Here is a 20,193-nt window from a genome sequence, read left to right as displayed (position 1 = left end):
GGCGTCGGAACCGACGCCAGAGATGGCCTCGCCGGGTGGAATCGAACCACCAATTGACCCTTAGGAGGGGCCGGTTATATCCATTTAACTACGGCGAGACTATTGCTGATCAGGCGGCAGCGTCGGTCGAGTGATCGCGCTTGCTTGCTAAGGCCTTGATATCGCTACGATTCTGTCGGCCCTGAGTTTATCACTGGGGGCACGGGTTTCGGCGCAGGACGCAAGTCTATCAGCAGGCGGCGCAAGCCCCAAATCCGTTGCCCTGCAACCCGGCTCGCTGGACCCGACGCCCAAGGTGGCTATTGCCGGAGCGCGGAGGCTATTTGTATATGATGACCGGGTCCCGCGCTGCGCGCCGGACCGTCCCGTGGAGGGGGCGACGAACAAAACAACGAAAAACGGGTTTCATGTCTAACCAAACCGATACGAATTTCATCCGTACCCTGATCGTGGGTACGCTGGTGGTGCTGCTCGCGATGGGGGTGCGTGCCACCTTCGGGCTCTTCATGCAGCCGATGGGGCTGGCGCAAGGCTGGGGACGCGAAGTGTTCTCCATGGCCTTCGCTTTGCAGAACCTGGTGTGGGGCGTGGCCTGTATCTTCATGGGCATCATGGCCGACCGCTACGGTTCGGGCCGCACCATCGCGCTGGGCGCGCTGCTGTACATGCTGGGCATGATAGGCACGCGCTTCGCCACGGATGAAGCCACGCTCTATCTGACGGCCGGCGTGCTGGTCGGATTGGGCCAGGCCGGCACGACCTTTCCGGTGATCCTGCCCGTGGTGGCCCGCGCGGTTCCGCCCGCCTACCGCAGCACGGCGATGGGCATCGCCAGCGCTGGCGGCTCGCTCGGTCAGTTTGCCGTGGTGCCCACGGGACAGGTGCTGATCAGCGGCCTGGACTGGACGGGCGCATTGTGGGTGCTGTCGCTGTTCGTCGCTTGCGGCGCCCCCCTGGCGTATTTCCTGCGCGGACGTCCGCAGGCCCACACCGGGCCGCAGCAATCGCTGGCCTCGGCGGTCAAGCAGGCGGTACGCCACCCCTCGTTCCATTTCCTGTTCTGGAGCTACTTCGTCTGCGGCTTCCACACCGCCTTCATCACGCTGCACTTGCCCGCCTATGTCACGGACGGCGGCCTGAGCGCGGGGCAGGGCGCGACCGCCATTGCGCTGATCGGCCTGTTCAACGTGCTGGGCTCGTTCTATGCCGGCAAGCTGGGCGGCAAGTACAGCAAGAAACGGCTCCTCGCCGTGGTGTACGGCATGCGCGCCTTCGGCATTCTGCTGTTGCTCTGGATGCCGTTGTCGCCATGGGTGCTGTACGCCTTCGCCGCGTGGATGGGTTTGTTCTGGCTGGGGACCGTGCCGCTCACGCAAGGCCTGATCGGCCAGATCTACGGCCTGCGCTATGCGGCCACGCTGTCGGGCATCGTCTTCCTGGGGCACCAGCTGGGCAGTTTCATCGGCGTGTGGCTGGGCGGATATGCCTATGCCAAGACCGGCAATTACGACGCCGTCTGGTGGCTGGGCGTGGCCCTGGCCGTCATCGCGGCGCTGTTGTGCCTGCCGGTGCGCGAACAGCCGGTTGCCCAGCCGACCGCGGCCTGAGACGTTCATGAACCCTGCCAATCGTTCCGCGCCCGCCGCCCGCCGCCATCGCAGCTGGCGCGCGATTGGCGCGCTGGCCCTGGTTGCCGTCCTGGGCCTGGCGTTCTGGGGCTACACCACGCCGGAAATGCAGATCCACTGGGAAAACCTGGCCGCGCTCTGCGGCTTCTAGGCGCTTTTTCCGCTCGGCCTCGCGGTATCCTACGGCGGTATTTCTCCCCTCATCGCGCGCCGCCTGCGGGCGGGCGCTACGGATGCCCATGCAGGACTCATCGCCCTCCTATCCCGATCTATCGCTGCCGGACATCGGCGGCATGCCTGCCGCCGACACGCTGGTGCTGACGGTGAACAACCGCCTGTCGCGCCGGCTTACGCTGGAGCTGGCGGGCCTGCTGCGCCAGGAGCGCCAGGTCAGCGAATTGCCGCGTATATTGCCGCTGTCCGCCTGGCTGGCCGATGCCGCCAATGAACTCGCGTTCGAGACGGATGGCGATGTGCCTGCCTATCGGCTGGACAGTTTCGCCACGCAACTGGTGTGGACCGAGGCGATCCGCGCTGAAGAAGCCGAGCGCGTGCTGTTGGATGCGAGCCAGGCCGCGCGCTTGTCGATGGATGCAGACCTGCTGATGGACGAATGGCAACTGCACGTGCCTTCGGGCGCGGATACCGACGAATACCGCGGCTTCGCGAAATGGCGGGTTCGCTACCGCCAGGCGCTGGCCGGCATCGATGCCGAGGATGCCAACCAGGGCTATGCGCGCGTACTGCGGGCGCTGGAGGACGGACGCCTGCCCGTGCCGCGCCAACTTGTGCTGGCCGGATTCACGGACATGTCGCCGCGCTTTCGCCGGCTGCTGCAGGCGTTTGAAGAGCAGGGCGCGGCCGTTGCGCAGTGGCGCGACGCGCAGCGCATTGAAACGCCGGCGCGCAGGTTCGAGGCCGCCGATCAAGGCGCGGAATGGCGCGCTGCCGCGGCCTGGGCGGCCGAGCGCTTGAAAATGCATCCCCATGGCCGCTACGCCATCGTCTCGCCCCAGCTGGAGGCGGAATCGCCGTTCGCGCGGCGGGTGCTCAGCCAGGCCCTGGCCGGGCGTGGCGGCGAAGCCGCGTACGCCTTCAACGTGGCGGTGGGGCGGCCGTTGAACGAATGGCCGATGGCGCGCGCCGCGCTCGCTTGGTTGCGCGCCCTGGCCGAATGCGCGCCGGGCAAGGGCTGTGGCGTGGAGGTGCTGGGCGCGGCCCTGTTGGGCGGGCATTGCGCGGGCGACGTGCGCGACCGCGCGCGGCTGGCCTCGATCGACGCGCGCTGGCGGCGCCAGGCGCAACTGCATGTCGGCCCGCAGGATTGGCGCAAGCTGCTGGCGGACTTGCCAGCGTTGGCGCAGGCCTGGAATCAGGCCATGGAAATCTGGACGCAGGGCGGCCGCCAGGCCACTTGCGACGTGTGGATGTTGCGCATGAAGGCCGCGCTGATGGCGCTGGGCTTTCCCGGCGAAGGCGTGCTGGACAGCGTCGGCTATCAGGTGATGGGCGCCTTGGGCGATGCGCTGGGCAGTTTTTCGGCGCTGGCGCCGGCCGCCGGGCGCCTGGGCGGCGTGGCCGCCGTGAACCTGCTGGAAAGCGTGGCGCGTTCCGCCTCGTTCCAGCCGCAACGCGATCCGCAGGCGCGCCTGGACGTGCTGGGTTTGCTGGAAGCCGAGGGCGGCTATTGGGACGGCGTCTGGGTGTTGGGCCTGACCGATGACGTGTTGCCGGCCTCGCCCAAGCCCAATCCGCTGTTGCCGCTGGCAGTGTTGCGCCAGGCCAAGGCGCCGCGCGCCACGCCCGAGCGCGAACGCGAATGGGCCGAAGGCATGTACGCGGCATTGTGTCGCTGCGCGCCCGAGATCATCGTCAGCCACGCGCACATGGACGGCGAACGCGAGCTGCGTCCGTCGCCGCTGATCGCGGCGGCAGCGCTGACGGACTGGACGCCCGCGGCGGCGCAAGCGTTGCCGGCCTTGCCGCAGGAATCGCTGGACGACGCGCAAGGGCCCGCTCTGGCGGCCGGCAATCGTGGCGGCGGCGGCCTGGACGTGCTGGACACGCAGGCGCGCAATCCGCTGTGGGCCTTCGTGCGGCATCGCCTGGGCGGCCGCGAAATGGCGCCCTATGCGGATGCGGCCACGGTCAACGTGCGCGGCCAGTTTTTGCACAAGGCGCTGGAACTGGTGTGGGGCATGATGCCCGACCAGGACGCGCTACACGAAGTCATGGCCACGGGCCGCCTGCCTGCCTTGCTGGAGCAGGCGGTGGCGCAAGCCGCGGACGAGGAACTGAAAGACTACGCGCCCGCCTTGCGCACGCTGGAATGCCAGCGCGCCCAGGCCGTGCTGGCGTCCTGGCTGGATATGGAAGCGCAGCGCCTGCCCTTCGCGGTGGCGCAGGTGGAAAAGAACCATCAATGGCAGCGCGGCGCGCTCAACCTGAAGCTGCGGCTGGACCGCATCGATACCCTCGGCGATGGCCGCAATGTCATCGTCGATTACAAGACCGGCGTGGCGGCGGCCAAGCCCGAACCCGACTGGTCGCGCAGTCGCCCCGTGAACGTGCAGTTGCCGTTCTATGCCTCGGTGCTGGCGGACGCCGCGGGCGGCGAAGTGGCGGGCCTGGTGCTGGCACAGATCCATGCGCGGCAGGTCGCCGCACAAGGCCTGGCCGACGAGGACCTGGGCGTGCCCGGCGTTACGCTGGCCAGCGACAGCAAGTACTTCGACGGGCTGTCCTGGCCGGAGATCCGGCAGCGCTGGCGCAGTGCCATCGAAGCGCTGGCCGACGAGTACGCCGCGGGCTACGCGGCCAACGTCGCGTATCGCCGCGACGACCTGAAATACTGCGATGCATTGCCGTTCCTGCGTTTGCATCTGGACGACGAGGACGCATGAGCCATGGCTGAACAAGAACGCTTGCCGCATGACCATATGGCGCGCGCCGACGCGCTGGATCCGACCCGTTCGTTTCTGGTGCAGGCGCCCGCCGGCTCGGGCAAGACCGAGCTGCTGACGGATCGCATCCTGGCGCTGCTGGCCACTGTGAACCGTCCGGAAGAAATCGTCGCCATCACCTTCACGCGCAAGGCCGCGTCGGAGATGCACGCGCGCGTGCTGAGCAAGCTGCGCCGCGGACTGGATGCGCCGCCCGAAGCCATGCACGAGCGCCGCAGCTGGGAACTCGCGCGCGCCGCATTGGCGCGCAACGACGAGCAGGGCTGGCATCTGCTGGACCATCCCGCGCGCCTGGCCATCCGCACCATCGACTCCTTCTGCGCGGGCCTGGTGCGCAGCATGCCTTGGTTGTCGGAGCTGGGCGGCATGCCCGAGATCACGGATGATGCGCGCACCCACTACGAGGCGGCGGCGCGCGCCACCCTGGACCTTGCCGACGACTACGAGGCCGTGCGCATCCTCCTCAAGCATCTGGACGTGGACGTGCAGGCCGCCAAGGAGGCCATCGCCGACATGCTGGGTCAACGTGACCAGTGGCTGCCACTGCTGCGCCACGGCTCCGACCGCGAGGGCATGGAAGCCATGCTGGCCGAGGCCATCGGCGAAGACCTGGACGCGCTCAGCGAGGCCATGCCCTATGGCTGGGCCGAAGCGCTATGCGGCCCGGCGCGGCTGGCTGCCGCCAATCTGCAGGATGGAGAGACCGAAAACAAGCTGCTGGCCTTGCTGGACTGGACAGAAGAGCCTCCGCCTGACGCCGAAGCGCTGGAGCTCTGGCAAGCCGTGGCGCATCTGCTGCTGACGGGCACCGGCACCTTGCGCAAGACCGTCAACAAGAACCTGGGCTTTCCTGCCAAGTGCGCGCACAAGGACCCGTTCGTGGCGTGGCTGGAAGCCGCCGACCCGGATGCAGTCTGGGTGCGCCGCCTGCATGCGGTGCGCGACGTGCCCGCGCCACATTTCACCGATGCGCAATGGGAAGTGCTGGGCGCGCAGCTGATGACGCTGGCGCTGGCGGTGGCGCAGTTGCGGCTGCGCTTCGCCGACACGGGCGAGGTGGATTTCATCGAAATCTCGCAGCGCGCCGCGGCCGCGCTGGGCAGCGCCGACGATCCGGGCGAACTGCTGCTGAAGCTGGACGCCTCGATCCGCCATCTGCTCATCGACGAATTCCAGGACACCAGCCAGACCCAGCTGGACCTGCTGCGCACGCTGACCTCGGGCTGGCAGCAGGGCGACGGCCGCAGTCTGTTCCTGGTGGGCGACCCGATGCAGTCCATCTACCGTTTCCGCAAGGCGGAAGTGGGCCTGTTCCTGGAAGTCGCCGACATCGGCGTAGGCGAACTGCAGCCGGATTTTCTCAACCTTACCGACAACTTCCGCTCGCAGGCGGGCATCGTCGAATGGGTCAACCAGTCGTTTGCGCAGTTGCTGCCCCGGCGCAGCGATGCGGCGGCGGGAGCCATCGCCTACAGCCCGTCCACCGCTTTCCATGAAGCGCTGCCGGAACCCGCTGTGCGCTTTCACCCGGCCTGGTCGCGCGATGGCGCGGCCCCCGCGGAAGCGCAGGCTGAAGACATTGCGGTGGACCTGGTACGCCAGGCGCTGATCGACCACAAGGGGGCCAAGCATCCCGTCGCCGTGCTGGTGCGGGCACGCAGCCATCTGGGCAACCTGACCCGCCGCCTGGCGCAGGAAGGCATACGCTGCCGCGCGGTGGACCTGGTGCCGCTGGCTCTGCGGCCGGTGGTGGCAGACCTGGTGCAACTGGTGCGGGCGTTGTCGCATGCAGGCGACCGTCTGGCCTGGCTGTCGGTGCTGCGCGCGCCGTACTGCGGCTTGACGCTGACATCCCTGCAGCGCTTATTCGGCGACGACCACATCACGCCGGTGCCGGTGCTGCTGGAGCGCGCCCTGCGCATCGCGCCGCAGACCGTACCTTCATCCGCCACCAGCGCGCCTCAGGGGTCATTGTTCGACGCGGCGCCCGCAGCGCCGGACACGCCATCGGCGCAAAGCGTGCTCGGCGCCGACGAGTTCGAGCGCTTGCGTCAGGTGGCGGGCATCCTGCTCGACAAGCGCAACGCCTCGGGCGCCATGCCTTTCGCGGCGTGGGTGGAGTCGCTGTGGCGCCGCCTGGGCGGCCCGGCGTTGTACGCCGGCCTGTCTGTCGCCAACGATGCGGAAAGCCTGTTCCAGCTGGTCGAGCGCCTGGCGCCGCACGGCGCCATCGACGTCGCGGCCCTGGACGCCGGCATCGCGCGCTTGTTCGCCGCGCCGGACGCGGCGGACGAAGACACGGGCGCGGTCGAAATCATGACCATGCACAAGTCCAAGGGACTGCAGTTCGAAACCGTCATCCTGTACGGCCTGCACCGCGCGCCGCGCGGCGATCAGGCGCCGCTCGTGCGCTTTGAGCAGAGCGGCGGCCGCGTGCTGTTCGGTCCGGTAAAGCCGCGCGCCGAAACCGAGGCCGACCCCCTGTCGCGCTACCTGGGCGCGCGCGAGGCGCGCCGCGCATCCTACGAAATCGATCGCCTGCTGTATGTGGCAGCGACGCGGGCGCGCAAGCGCCTGCACCTCGTGGGCCACGTGTCGGTGGACGAAGCCAGCGGTCAGGTCAAGACGCCGTCCTCCGCCAGCCTGCTGGGCCGCTTGTGGCCCTGCCTGGCCACACCGACACCGCCGTCGCTGGATGGCGAAACGGTGGTGCAGGAAGCCGACGGTCCCGAGTGGCAGGGCGAACCCTTGCGGCGCGTGGACCGCGCGGGCCTGGCGCAATTGGCGCGCGTGGCGGACGTGGCGGTCAGCCCCGGCTTTGGCGCCGCAGCGCGCGGCGCCTGGGGCGATGGCGGCGAACATCCCGCCTGGCAACTGGAGGCCGGCTACGACGCCGCCATCGGCACCTTGTCGCATGCCTGGCTGGCGCGTATCGGCCAGGACGGCGTTCAGGCCTGGTCCGCCGACGCGCTGGCCGAACGCTTGCCCGCCATGCGCCGCCAACTCACGCGCGCCGGCATCCCCGCCAGCCAGGCCGACGCCGCCTCCGAGGCCGTGCTCGAAACCCTGCAAGCCACCCTGGCCGACGAACGCGGCCTGTGGCTTTTGTCCCAATCCGGCGCCCGCCGCGAATGGCCCCTGATCGACGCCGCCGGCAAGGTGTCCGTCATCGACCTGGCCCTCAGCACCGAAGACGGCTGGCTCATCGTCGACTACAAAACCGGCCGCCCGCACCCCGGCGAAACCCCCACCGCCTTCGCCGGTCGCATGCGCCAACGCCACGGCGACCAACTGTTGCGCTATTGCGCGCAGGTCACGGCGCTGGACGGCCGCGCAGCGCGCGCCGCCCTCTACTTTCCGCGGGCCCGCGCCTGGATCGACCTGTTGTAGCGCGGGCCGCCGGCCCGGTGGCCGTCAGGTAAACGAGCGCACCGAATTGTTGATGCCGCGGGCGCAGTCGAACACTAGCGGACCCAGTCGCGCCAGCGCCTCTTCAAGGGTCCAGCGGCTGGTTGGCGCCACTATGTGCACGGCGGCAACGGGCGTGCCGCGCTGGCCCATGATGGGCGCGGCAATCGTCATGTCGCCCAGGAACAGCTCTTCCTTGTTGTACGCGATGCCTTCGCGCCGCGCTTGGCGGACGATCTCCATCAACCTGGTTGGATCGGTCTCGGTCCATTGCGTATGGCGCTGCAGCGGCGATGCATCGAGTATGGCCTGGGCGGCGTCTTCCGGCAGCGCTCCCAGGTAGGCGCGGCCGCTGGCCGTGCAGTACATCGGGATGCGGCTGCCGATGGGCATGTGGATGGGAATGAACTTCGCTGCCACGACCCGGGACACGTATACCATTTCGTGGTCCAGGGGTTCGGTCAGGTTGACTGTTTCCCCGGTGATGTTGGACAGTTCGGCCAGAAATGGATTGGCGGCTTCGACCAGCGGGTCGGCCGCGATGTAGTTGTAGCCGAGTTCCAGCACTCGCAGCGTGGGGCTGAACTTGCGCGTCTTGGGCGATTTGCTGATGAGGCCCAGTTTTTCCAGCGTGTACACGGTGCGCTGGGCCGTGCTGACGCTGGTGCCCACGGCTTGCGCCACTTCCGACAAGGACATTGCGCTTTGCGCGCCGCGGAACGCGAACAGCACTTTCAGCCCTCTCGCGAACGAGTGATTGAACATGCCATCGTCGACTTCCAGTTCGGCCTGTTCCAGCATTTTGGGCTCCTCGTTTTCCCGTATTTTGGGTGTTAATTATCGCCTAGCGGTAATATTAAATCTTCATGCGGGATTTTACTATTGCCCAAAGCATATTCGTTCCAATATTCTGCGCTCATTCATCTGTTTTGCCGGAGTGTGTGAGCATGGGGCAGGGTCAGAAAACAGCGGGGACGCCGATCCTCCAGGTCCAGAACGTCAGCAAGACGTTTGGGGCGTCGGCGGCATTGAAGGGCGTCAGCCTCGATGTGCGCGAAGGCGAGTTTCTGACGCTGCTGGGCCCGAGCGGCTGCGGCAAGACCACGCTCATCCGGATCATCGCCGGCTTCGAAACGCCCACCTCCGGCGAGGTGCGGATCGACGGGCTGTCGATCCTGTCCGCGCCGCCATACCGCCGTCCCCTCGGGATGGTTTTCCAGAACCTTGCCTTGTTTCCGCATCTCACCGTCGCGGAGAACATCGGCTACGGCCTGAGGATGCGTCGCGAAACGCCTGCCGCCATCCGCAGCAAGGTGGAGCGCTCGCTGGCGATGGTGGGCCTGGAGGGTTATGGCGCGCGCTACATCGGCCAAATCTCCGGCGGACAGAAGCAGCGCGTGGCGCTGGCGCGCGCCATCGTCATGGAGCCGCGGGTGCTGCTACTGGACGAGCCACTCGGCGCCCTGGATATGAAAATCCGCCGCCAGATGCAGACCGAGCTGAAGCTGATCCAGGAAAAGCTCGGCACCACTTTCATCTTCGTGACGCACGACCAGGAAGAAGCCCTGACCATGTCCGACCGCGTTGCCGTGTTCCGCAACGGTCTGATCGACCAGGTCAGCGATCCCGCCACCATCTACGAAAAGCCGCAGACCCGCTTCGTTGCGGAGTTCGTGGGCGACACGAACTTCTTCGAAGGCGTGGTGCAGACCGGCGCGGCGCGCGTGGACTGCGCCGAACTCCGCTGTGCCTTTGATCTGCCGGAGCCGCGTTTCGCCGCGGGCAGTGCCGTGGGTGTGTCGCTGCGCCCCCAGCACCTGAAGCTGACGCCGATGGCCGGCGCGCGCCTGCAGGCCCGCGTGGAACGCCGCGTCTACGCCGGACAGAACACCCGCGTCTGGCTACAGGCCGGCGCCCGCACCTTGATCGCCGACTGGCCTGCGCAGGACGGACTGCCCCTGCCCGAACAGGGCGCAGCCGTTGGACTGACCTGGGACGACAGCCGCATTTCGGTCGTTTCCCTCTAGCGCTGTTCACTCTTACTGGAGTCGCACAATGAGCATCCATCGATTCGCCAACTGGACCACCGCCGCGTTCATGGCCGTTTGCGGCGCAGCCGGCGCGCAGGAAATCACCATGGCCACCTGGGGCGGCGGCGTCGGTGCGGCGTGGCGCGAGGCCTACGCCGAGCCCTTCACCAAAGAGACCGGAATCGGCGTGAAGATCGTCGAAGTGCCCACGCCCGAGGCCCAGGTGCGCGCGCAGAAGGACGCACCCAAATTCAACGCGGCATTGTCGTCATTCTTCGAGGCCTCGCAGATGTACAGCGACGGTCTGCTCGAAGATTTCGACATGAGCGAGGTGCCGGCGCTGAAGAACGTGCCTGAGAAGTACCTGCTCAAGACGCCCGGCGGGCGCCTGATCGGCGTCAGCACCTATTTCGCCTACTACGGTATCGCGGTCAACAAGGACCTGGCCAAACCCTCCGATTTTTCGTCGTGGAAAGCGCTCGGCGATCCCAAATGGGCGGGCAAGCTATCCGTTACCCGCCCGGTCTACAGCTCGGCCTATGACCTGACCATCATGTCGGTGGCCGAAGGCGGCAATGAGCGCGACACCGCCAAGGGTTTGGCCCTGCTGACCGCGCTGGGCAAGAACTCGCTGGCGATGTACAGCTCGATGGCGCAGATGAACCAACTGCTGCAGCGCGGCGAGGTCACGGCGGCTCCCTATTACTCGACCCGCGTCTGGCAGATGAAGCGCGACGGGCAGACCAATATCGAGATGGTCATCCCCAAGGAGGGCGCGCTGATCCTGCCCTACATCGTGGTTGTGCCCAAGAAGGCGCAGGGCCGCGCCAGCTACCTGAAGTGGCTGAACTACGTGGCGCAGCCGGAAGGGCAGTCGCGCATCGCCGACGTCGCCGGCTATCTGCCGCTGAACAGCATGGCCAAGTTGTCTGCGGCCACTGAAAAAGAACTGGGACAACCGCTGAAAGCCCTGCGCGACCAGCTCTACCAGCCGGACTGGAACTACATCGCCGAATCCCGCAAGTCGCGCATCGAGCTGGTCGAGCGCGCCATGGCGGGCGCTGGCCGGTAAGCCCGGAGCCGCCTCGATGAAATCGACCCGGCCGCCGCTGATACTGCTGCTTCCTCCAGCGATCCTGATCCTCATGTTCGTCACGGGAATCGCCTATCTCGTCGTCGAATCGCTGCGCACCGGGGAAGGTTTCGGCTTGGGCAACTTCGCCAGCTTCTTCGCTCGGGCCGACTACGTCGCGGTGCTGTTGCGCACGATAGGGATCGCGCTGGTTGTCACGCTGTTCTCCGTGCTGGTCGGTTATCCCATCGCCTATGCTATCTCGCGCTACCGGGGCAATCGGAATCTCCTGATGATGCTGGTCATCACGCCGTGGCTGGTCAGCGTGGTGGTGCGCACCTACGGCTGGGTGGTGATCCTGGGCCCCAAGGGCACCTTGAACTCGCTGCTATTGTCGCTCGGTCTGATCGATACGCCCATGCGGTTGATCTTCAACATGACCGGCGTCGTAATCGGCCTGGTGCATGTCTTCTGTCCATTCTTCATCGTTTCGGTGTTGGCGGTGCTGCTGCACCTGGACCGCGCGCTGGACGAGGCGTCGCAAACCTTGTCGGCTGGCCCGGTGAAGACCTTTATGCACGTCACCTTGCCGCTGAGTCTGCCGGGCGTTATTACCGGGGCCATGCTGGTCTACCTGCTGTCCACCGGCGCCATCGTCACGCCGCTGCTGCTGGGCGGCGTGCGCGACGGCATGCTGGCCACGCAGATCTACCAGGACGTGTTGCAGGTCTTCGACTACCCGAAGGCCGCCAGCATGGCGATCGTCCTGCTGTTCGCGGCGTTCTCGCTGGTCATCCCGCTGCAATGGCTTGAACGCCGCGTCGCCGCGCGCGTGTCCGGAATGGGAGTTTGATATGCGCTGGCTCTACCGCTTGCTGCTGGTGCTGCTGTTCGGCTTCCTGCCTTTGCCCATCCTGGTGGTGGCGGTGTCGTCGTTCACCTCCACGGGTTATTTCACCTTGCCTCTGGCCTCGCTGTCGTGGCGCTGGTACCTGGAATTCTTTACCGACGCGCAGTGGCTGGGCCTGCTGGCCGTCAGCGCCGGCATCGCCTTGCTGGTGGCGTTCATCAGCACCTCGGCGGCCCTGTTGGCCGCGTTGGTGTTGGACCGCAGCCGCATCAGGGGTAGCGGCCTGATGGAGTCCCTGATCATGCTGCCGCTGGTGTTTCCCAACGCGGCGCTGGGCGTGGCCTTCCTCGGACTGCTCGGCTTGCTGGGCGTCAGCGGCTCGTACCTGGGCATCGTGCTGGCGCATTGCATCATTACGCTGCCGTTCGCCTATCGCCCCATCCTGAACTCCTTGCGCAAGCTGGATCCCGCGCTGGGAGAAGCCAGCATGAGCCTGGGTGCGCGGCCCGCGCAGGTGCTGCGCACTGTAACCCTGCCCATGCTCAAGCCCGGCTTGATCACTGCGTTCCTGTTTTGCTTCATCGTGTCGTTCGACGAGGCGACGATCACCGTTTTCCTGGTCGCCCCCGATGTCAACACCTTGCCCGTGCGCATCCTCACGCAGATACAGGAAAGCGCCAGCCCGGTGATCGCCGCCATCGCCACGTCCCTGATCGTCTTCACGCTTGCGCTGGTGCTGCTGCTGGAGCGCACGGTCGGGCTGGAGATGTTCGCCGCGCCGGAGCGCGACCACTGAACCCCTTTTTATGTCCGGAGCCCGATATGTATGAGATCCAGCCCGAAGATGCGGAATTGCTCAAGCACTTCAGGACGACCACCACCAAGAACCGGCCGTTGAAGCTGAACCGCCTGCTCAACCGCTTGCGGATGGAGCCCATGGCCGGCAAGCAGGTCATCGTCTGCACCAAGCCCTATTCGGAATATGCCATTGGCACGCTGGGCGAGGGGCGGGGCGATCCGGTCGAGCTGGCGCCGCAGCGCTACGCCAAGTTGGCCGATGCGCAGTGGGCTTTGCTGAAGATCCGCTGGGCCATTCATTCCCCTTATCCCTGGCCGTCCGACCTGGACTGAACGCCGGCCGCCACGCCGTGTGGCCTGAACCCAATCGACGGAGCCTGTATGTACGAGATCCTGGGGTATCCCAGCACCTGGACGATCGCGCCGGGAGAGACCATAGAATTCAAAGTCAGCTGTGCGCAGGCACTGCGCTACGACGCCGATCTGGTGCGCATCCGCAGCGGCGACGTGTCGCCGGGCGCGCCGGGGCTGAAGGAAACCGTGGTGTTGTCTGGTATCGCCACCGGTATCGCCGGACGTCCGCAAGGCACGGAAACCGGCTCGCGCGCGGTGGCGCCGGCGTTCAGCGAGCCTGTCTCGGGCTGCAAGAGCTGGATCCTGGCGGTGATGCCGACCTTGCCCTGCAACGGCGGCGATCAGGCGATTCTGTCGCGCTGGGACGAGGCCGCGCACGTCGGCTACGCGCTGGGCCTGGACAGAGACGGCCGTCTGTTCTGGGAGCAGGGCAGTGGGGGCAAGAGCGAGCGTCTCACGCTGGCGTTGCCCATGGCCGCGAGACAGTGGTACCTGGTGGCGGTGAACATGGACCTGGATGCGGGAACGGTCGCGCTGCGGCAGACTCCCACCAATCCCTTGCTGGCCGTGGATTCCCATGCGCAGGCTAGTGGCCGGCTGACAGCGGTGGATCCGGCTGCGCTGGCGAGCCTGCCGCTGACGATGGGCGCGGCCGCCACCGGCAAGCCGTTTCCACGCTATGCCCGGCACTATAACGGGCGGCTCGATTCGCCCACGTTGCTGCCGTATGCCGCGGGCGATGCCGACCTGGCGCAGCTACGCGTCGAGGCCGCGGCGCGCCGCCATGCCGCGCCGCCTCTGGCCGCATGGGATTTTTCGCAACGCATCGACACCGACGTCATCGTCGACGCAGCCCGGCCCTGGTCCGAGGGGCGCATCGAGAACCTGCCCGCGCGCGGCGTGCCCGGCCTGCGCTGGGATTCCAGCGTCATGTTCTGGCGCGAACGCCCAGACCATTTCGCCGCGCTGCACTTCCATGACGACACGCTGGAAGACGCGGGCTGGGAAACCGACTTCAGCCTGGCCGTGCCGGATGACCTGCCCAGCGGCCTGTATGCGGCGCGCCTTACCGGCGCGGCGGGAGAGCAGGAGCGCATCACCTTCATCGTGCGCCCGAAGGCGGGCGGCCCACGCAAGCGGATCGCGTTCCTGGCGTCGACGGCCACTTACATGGCGTACTCGAACTCGCACTACCGCCTGGATGAAGAGGGCATGGAAATGAAGTCCGGCAACTTCATGGTCCTGTATCCATGGGAGACCTATCTGGGCGAGCATCGCGAGCTTGGCCTGTCCATGTACGACACGCATTCGGATGGCTACGGCGTCTACTACGCCTCGCGCCTGCGACCGGTTTTCAGCATGCACCTGCAATGCCGCACCTGGTCGCTCAATGGCGACACGCATTTCCTGGACTGGCTGGATGAAAAGGGTTTCGACTACGACGTCATCACGGACGACATGCTGCACGCGGAGGGTCTGCAGGCACTGGATGGCTACAAGGTCGTCATGACCGGCGCGCACCCCGAGTACTGGACCACGCGCATGTGGCAGGCAATGGTGGCATACCAGGGGCGGGGCGGTCGCCTCATGTACATGGGCGGCAACGGCTTCTACTGGCGTTGCGCCTACCATCCCGAGAAGCCCTGGCTGATGGAACTGCGCCGGACCGAGACCGGCGCCCGCTACAGCGAGACGCCGGCGGGCGAGAGCTACCACAGCTATACCGGCGAATACGGCGGCACCTGGCGCCGCATCGGGATCGCGCCGCAGACGCTGACCGGTATCGGCACGACCGCGACCGGGTTCGACGCCTCATCCTATTACCGCCGGCGGCCCGAAAGCCATGATCCGCGCGTCGCCTTCATGTTCGACGGCGTGGAGGACGAGATCATCGGCGATTTCGGCAGCAGCGGGGGCGGCGCCGCGGGCGACGAGATCGACCGCGTCGACTACCGCCTGGGCACGCCGCCGCACACCTTGATCGTGGCCCGCTCGGAAAAGCACACGCGCTACTACAACGTGGTGCCCGAAGAGACCACCTATCACCATCCCACCATCAACGGCGAGGAAGCCAAGCACTGCTATGCGGACCTGGTGTTCTACGAATGCCTGAACGGCGGCGCCGTGTTCTCCACGGGCTCGATCACGTGGGGCGCGTCGCTGGCCTGGAACGGCTACGACAACAACGTGTCGCGCATCACCGCGAACGTGCTTGCCCGGTTCGCCGACGCCACGCCCTTCGTGTTTCCCCAGGCCAGCGGACGCTGATACCCACCATGCGCGCACCAGACTCGGCCGATGCCCGGCAATCCTTGTGGCAGCAGACCGCGGGACAGGCGCCCGCGACGCCGGCCCTGACCGGTTCCGTCCAATACGACGTCGTCATCGTCGGCGCGGGCATTACCGGCCTGTCCACGGCCTTGCATCTGAGCGAATCGGGGCTGCGCGTCTGCGTGCTCGATGCCCAGGACCCAGGCTGGGGTGCCTCCGGCCGCAACGGCGGGCAGGTCATTCCGGGCATCAAGCACGACCCGCGGGCGATCTTGGCCCGTTATGGGAAGGAACGGGGGGAGCCGCTGTTGAGCATGGTGGGGTCGGCCGCCGACGCGGTGTTCGAACTTATCGATAGGCACGCCATCGCCTGCCATGCCACGCGCGCCGGCTGGATACAGCCGGCCCACTCGGCCCGGGCCCTGGAGGCGGTGTCGGATCGGGCGCGGCAGTGGCTGGAGCGCGGCGCGCCGGTGGAAATCCTGGACCGGGAAGCGGTCAGCGCGCGTCTGGGCACTGACCGGTTCCTGGGCGGCTGGATAGACCGGCGCGCCGGCAGCATCCAGCCGTTGCTCTACACACGCGGCCTGCTGGCGGCGGCGCAAGCCGCCGGGGCTGCCGTGCACGGCCATACCCGCGTCAAGGCGCTGGAGCGTTCAGGCCAGCATTGGCTGGCACGCACGGAGCAGGGCGCCACGGTCCGGGCAGACCACGCGCTGATCGCCACCAACGGCTATACCAACGGCTTGTGGCCAGGCCTGCAGCGCAGCGTCATCGCGGCCAACAGCTTCATCGTCGCTACGGGGCCGCTGGACGCGCAGGCTTGCGGTCACATCATGCCCGGCGGCGTCGTGGCCTCGGACTCCCGCCGCCTGCTGCTGTACTTCCGCCGCGACCATGAGGGCCGTTTCGTCCTGGGCGGCCGGGGCCAGTTCGCTGACCCCGTCGCGCAGCAAGACTGGGACCACCTGGTGCGGGGGGCGCGCATGCTGTTTCCCGAGCTGGCCCGGATTCCGTTTACCTACCGCTGGGCCGGCCGCATCGCCCTGACGCGCGACTTCGTGCCGCACGTGCACCAGCCTTCGCCCAACCTGCACATCCTGCTGGGCTACAACGGTCGCGGCGTTGCGCTGGCGACGCAGATGGGCCGCTACCTCGCCCGCACCATCGCCGCCGGCGAACCCATGCCATACCCGGTCACCCCGATCACGCCGCTGCCGTTCCACGGCCTTAAGCGTTTCTACATCGCCCTCGGCGTTGCCTACTACGGCCTGTGCGACAAGCTCTCGTAGAGGCGCCAACCCCAACCCCGGAGCACCCATGTCCATCCAGCACATCCCCCAGACCGGCGACTCCGCCCAGCTCGACGAGCTCGGCCCCGTCGGCATCCCGCTCAGCGACCCCGCCTGCACGCTGCGCGCAAGCAAGATAGTGATCCCCGGCGCCGAAGCCACCAGCGCCGGCATCTGGGAATGCACCCCCGGTCAGTTCCGCCGCGAGGTCCAGGAAGGCGAGATCATGCACATCCTTGCCGGCTCCGGCACCTTTACGCCCGACGGCCAGCCCCCCCTGCAATTCCGCGCAGGCGACACCCTGGCCATGCCCCCCGGCACCCAAGGCGTCTGGCACATCCACGCCACTGTCCGCAAACTCTATGTTCTGGCCGCCGCCACGTCCAAATAAGAAGCCATCGCCCGGCCAACCCTGCAACCCGTCACCCCTCCCATTCGCGATCAGGCATATCAAGAAAAGCGCAGCCCAGTGGAGATAGCCAAACGAGGGGGAAAGGCGCGCAAAAGCAGTCCAAGCCAGGCAAAGCGAAGCGAGCCAAAAGGACCAGCGAAGCGACGTCCCAACCCCCTCCCCCTCGGGGGGAGGGCTGGGGAGGGGGCGCACATTCAGCCCCCCGGGGCCCGCCAGCCGAGAGGCTAGCAAGCAAGCGAAGCGCAGCTCTGCTAGAATCTCGGCTGGCGGGCCCCTCCGCATGGTTCGGCGGTGAACCTGGTCAGGTCGGGAACGAAGCAGCCATAGTCGTTTAGGGTCAGTGCCGGAGTAAGGCTCGCCAACCGGATTCTTCAAAGCAGCGCGTCATGACTATCCATGATGTCGCCGCTTTCAAGGGGGACGGGGTTATTTTCCAAGGATACGTTCCACGGGAATAAGCCCGTCCCCTTTGCGTTTCAGGCCGCGCTGAGCATGGGTTGCCATGCTTCGCGCCGAACCCCGGCAGCTGGACCGGCCATTTCGGGCCAGCTTGCGAAACAGGCTCTACAATCCACCCATGACTTATCTGGTACTGGCCCGCAAGTGGCGGCCGAGATCGTTCGATACCCTCGTGGGACAGGATCACGTGGTGCGCGCGCTGACGCATGCGCTCGACACCCAACGCCTGCATCACGCCTGGCTGTTCACGGGAACCCGCGGCGTCGGCAAGACCACGCTCTCGCGCATCCTGGCGAAGTCCCTCAACTGCGAAACAGGCATCACGTCCAAGCCTTGCGGTGTCTGTCGCGCCTGCACGGAGATCGATGCCGGGCGTTTCGTCGACTACCTCGAGCTGGACGCGGCCTCGAACCGCGGCGTCGAGGAAATGACGCAGTTGCTGGAGCAGGCGGTGTACGCGCCGGGAGCAGGGCGCTTCAAGGTCTACATGATCGACGAAGTCCACATGCTGACCGGGCATGCGTTCAACGCCATGCTCAAGACACTGGAAGAGCCGCCGCCGCACGTCAAATTCATCCTCGCGACCACCGACCCGCAGAAGATTCCGGTGACGGTGCTGTCGCGCTGCCTGCAGTTCAACCTGAAGCAGATGCCGGCCGATTCCATCGTCGGCCATCTGCAGGCCGTGCTCGGCCAGGAAGCGGTGGGCTTCGACGTGCCGGCCTTGCGGCTGATCGGGCAGGCGGCCGCGGGCTCCATGCGCGACGCGCTGTCGCTGACCGACCAGGCCATTGCCTATAGCGCTGGCAACCTGACCGAGGACGCCGTGCGCGGCATGCTCGGCACCATCGACCAGCGGCATCTGGTGCGCCTGCTGGATGCGCTGTCCGCTGGCGACGCCAAGAGCGTGCTGGCGGTGGCGGATGAACTGGCCATCCGCGGCCTGTCCTATGCTGGCGCCTTGGCCGACCTGGCCGTGCTGCTGTCGCGCGTCGCCATCGAGCAGCGCGTGCGCGGCGTGACCCCCGCCGAGGATCCGCTGGCCGGCGACATTGCCCGGCTGGCGCTGGCTCTGCACCCGGACGCGGTGCAGCTGTTCTATTCCGTGGCGGTGCACAGCCGCAGCGAACTGACCCTGGCGCCCGACGAGTACGCGGGCTTCATCATGGCCTGCCTGCGCATGCTGGCGCTCAATGGCGACGCCGGCCCGCAGACCGCGCTCGAAGCGCCCGCCGCGCCGGCCCGTCAGACTGCCGATGCGGCCGCAGCGCCGGCGGCAGTTGCCGCGCCTGCGCCCGCCGCGGCGCAGCCCCAGCCCGCGCCGGCAGCCGTTCAGCCCGCAGCCGCACCAGCGGTTGCGGAGCCTGCACCGGTCGCCGCGATTCCGGCGCCGCCCGTGGCCGCGCAGGCTCCTGCTCCGGCTGAGTCCGCGGCTCCCGCAGCCGTCGCGCAGAAGGCTGAACCGGCGCCTGCCGCGGCGGAACCCGAACCGGCCGCGTTGGAACAAACTTCGCAAGCCACCCAGCCCGGCAGCGTGCCGCCCTGGGAAGAACTGCCTGCCGATGCGCCGGCCATGTCCGAATCCGAAGCTGGCAAGACCGCTGGTTCGGCCGCGCTGGCGATCACGCCCGCGACCGCCGCAGCCATCGCGCCCGCGCCCCAAGCCGATGATGGCGAAGGCCCGCCCGCCTGGGTCGACGAAGAAATCCCGTTCGAAGCCGAAGGCGGCTTTGCGCCGGACAACGGCTTTACGTCGGATCCCGACGACGATGATTTCGAAACCCTGGCCAGCGCGCCCTCGGCTGCGCCGCCGCCAGCGGCCCGCCGCGAAGGTCCGGCGCCCGCGCGCAAGCGGCAGTCGTCGCGCGCCCGCCTGACGGACATGACGTCGGAAACCTGGCCCGAGCTGGCTGCGCGCCTGCCGGTCACCGGCTTGGCGGCGGAACTGGCGCGCCAGAGCGCATGGGCCGGCGTGCAGGGCGATGCCGTCATCCTGCGCGTGGCCGTCAAGACGCTGGCCGAAAGCGAAAGCCGCGTCCGTCTGCAGACGGTGTTGTGCGAACATTTCGGCCAAGGCATACGGCTGGACGTCGAGGTCGGCGTGACGGGCGAGGCGACGGCGCATGCCGTGGCCCAGGCCGAACGCGCCGCCCGCCAGCAGGCCGCCGAAGAGGCGGTCGCGGTCGATCCGTTCGTACAGGCGCTCGTCGCCGATTTCGGCGGCCAGGTCGTCGCCGGCTCGATCCGCCACGTAGATTCCCCCGCCGCCGCTGCCTGAAGCGGCGGCCATCTCTCATTCCCCTCGTTCAAGGAAGCATCGATCATGATGAAAGGACAACTGGCCGGCCTGATGCGCCAGGCGCAGCAAATGCAGGAAAACATGAAGAAGGCGCAGGACGCGCTGGCCGAGATCCAGGTCGAAGGCGCCTCCGGCGGCGGCCTGGTCAAGGTCACCATGACCTGCCGCCACGACGTCAAGCGCGTGGCCATCGATCCGTCGCTGCTGGGCGACGACAAGGACATGCTGGAAGACCTGGTCGCCGCCGCGTTCAACGACGCGCTGCGCAAGGCCGAAGCCACCTCGCAGGAAAAGATGGCCTCGGTCACCGCCGGCATGCCGCTGCCCCCGGGCATGAAGCTGCCGTTCTGAACGCAG

At 67.3% G+C, this 20,193-nt stretch carries 15 protein-coding genes, 1 tRNA gene and 1 other RNA gene; 15 read left to right on the top strand and 2 right to left on the bottom strand.

From position 1 onward, the window contains the following. Positions 1–23 precede the first annotated feature (23 nt). Positions 24–98 (bottom strand) — tRNA-Arg (locus IB258_RS25130). Between the two features lie 309 nt (positions 99–407). On the opposite strand from IB258_RS25130, the gene IB258_RS25125 reads away from it, so the two are divergent. The 4 genes from IB258_RS25125 (at position 408) to IB258_RS25110 (ending at position 7,981) form a co-directional block, all read left to right on the top strand. Beyond that, complete coding sequence (locus IB258_RS25125; protein WP_192353350.1) at positions 408–1,607, top strand: MFS transporter; 1,200 nt, start codon at positions 408–410, stop codon at positions 1,605–1,607. 7 nt (positions 1,608–1,614) lie between these two features. Then, positions 1,615–1,779 (top strand): hypothetical protein, encoded by a 165-nt coding sequence (locus IB258_RS25120; RefSeq protein WP_192353349.1) that lies wholly within the window; start codon positions 1,615–1,617, stop codon positions 1,777–1,779. 88 nt (positions 1,780–1,867) lie between these two features. Then, on the top strand, positions 1,868–4,531 hold the full coding sequence (locus IB258_RS25115) for a PD-(D/E)XK nuclease family protein (protein ID WP_119450668.1): 2,664 nt from the start codon (positions 1,868–1,870) through the stop codon (positions 4,529–4,531). A gap of 3 nt (positions 4,532–4,534) precedes the next feature. Then, entirely contained in the window at positions 4,535–7,981 is a 3,447-nt protein-coding gene (locus IB258_RS25110; protein ID WP_192353348.1) for an exodeoxyribonuclease V subunit beta, read from the top strand. Between the two features lie 24 nt (positions 7,982–8,005). Here the strand turns inward: IB258_RS25110 and IB258_RS25105 are convergent, their stop codons facing one another. Then, complete coding sequence (locus IB258_RS25105; RefSeq protein WP_119450601.1) at positions 8,006–8,800, bottom strand: IclR family transcriptional regulator; 795 nt, start codon at positions 8,798–8,800, stop codon at positions 8,006–8,008. Positions 8,801–8,946: 146 nt separating this feature from the next. Between IB258_RS25105 and IB258_RS25100 the strand changes: the two genes are divergently transcribed. The 11 genes from IB258_RS25100 (at position 8,947) to IB258_RS25050 (ending at position 20,187) form a co-directional block, all read left to right on the top strand. Further along, positions 8,947–10,026, top strand: coding sequence for an ABC transporter ATP-binding protein (locus IB258_RS25100; protein ID WP_175162064.1), 1,080 nt, complete (start codon positions 8,947–8,949; stop codon positions 10,024–10,026). A 28-nt stretch (positions 10,027–10,054) separates the two neighbouring features. Further along, positions 10,055–11,101 (top strand): extracellular solute-binding protein, encoded by a 1,047-nt coding sequence (locus IB258_RS25095; protein ID WP_175162062.1) that lies wholly within the window; start codon positions 10,055–10,057, stop codon positions 11,099–11,101. 16 nt (positions 11,102–11,117) lie between these two features. Next, positions 11,118–11,954: an ABC transporter permease gene (locus IB258_RS25090; protein ID WP_175162059.1), complete on the top strand. Its 837-nt coding sequence runs from the start codon at positions 11,118–11,120 to the stop codon at positions 11,952–11,954. A gap of 1 nt (position 11,955) precedes the next feature. Beyond that, positions 11,956–12,747, top strand: a complete 792-nt coding sequence (locus IB258_RS25085) for an ABC transporter permease (protein WP_119450605.1) — start codon at positions 11,956–11,958, stop codon at positions 12,745–12,747. 26 nt (positions 12,748–12,773) lie between these two features. Further along, positions 12,774–13,082: a small subunit of N,N-dimethylformamidase gene (locus tag IB258_RS25080; RefSeq protein ID WP_119450606.1), complete on the top strand. Its 309-nt coding sequence runs from the start codon at positions 12,774–12,776 to the stop codon at positions 13,080–13,082. 48 nt (positions 13,083–13,130) lie between these two features. Further along, on the top strand, positions 13,131–15,371 hold the full coding sequence (locus tag IB258_RS25075) for a N,N-dimethylformamidase beta subunit family domain-containing protein (RefSeq protein WP_119450607.1): 2,241 nt from the start codon (positions 13,131–13,133) through the stop codon (positions 15,369–15,371). An 8-nt stretch (positions 15,372–15,379) separates the two neighbouring features. Beyond that, on the top strand, positions 15,380–16,666 hold the full coding sequence (locus tag IB258_RS25070) for an FAD-binding oxidoreductase (protein ID WP_119450608.1): 1,287 nt from the start codon (positions 15,380–15,382) through the stop codon (positions 16,664–16,666). A 28-nt stretch (positions 16,667–16,694) separates the two neighbouring features. Beyond that, the gene (locus IB258_RS25065) at positions 16,695–17,057 is read left to right on the top strand and encodes a cupin domain-containing protein (RefSeq protein WP_119450609.1); all 363 of its coding nucleotides are present in this window, start codon (positions 16,695–16,697) and stop codon (positions 17,055–17,057) included. Positions 17,058–17,343: 286 nt separating this feature from the next. Continuing rightward, an RNA gene (gene ffs / locus IB258_RS25060) (signal recognition particle sRNA small type) lies at positions 17,344–17,441 on the top strand. Positions 17,442–17,655: 214 nt separating this feature from the next. Beyond that, complete coding sequence (locus IB258_RS25055) at positions 17,656–19,815, top strand: DNA polymerase III subunit gamma/tau (RefSeq protein WP_192353347.1); 2,160 nt, start codon at positions 17,656–17,658, stop codon at positions 19,813–19,815. Between the two features lie 45 nt (positions 19,816–19,860). Continuing rightward, positions 19,861–20,187: a YbaB/EbfC family nucleoid-associated protein gene (locus tag IB258_RS25050; protein ID WP_042794716.1), complete on the top strand. Its 327-nt coding sequence runs from the start codon at positions 19,861–19,863 to the stop codon at positions 20,185–20,187. The last annotated feature ends 6 nt before the right edge of the window (positions 20,188–20,193 follow it).

Source organism: Achromobacter sp. ACM02, from assembly GCF_014851605.1.
Classification (GTDB): domain Bacteria; phylum Pseudomonadota; class Gammaproteobacteria; order Burkholderiales; family Burkholderiaceae_B; genus Achromobacter; species Achromobacter aegrifaciens.
Note: the sequence above shows the minus strand (reverse complement) of the source record. Positions and strands in the feature narration are given on the sequence as shown.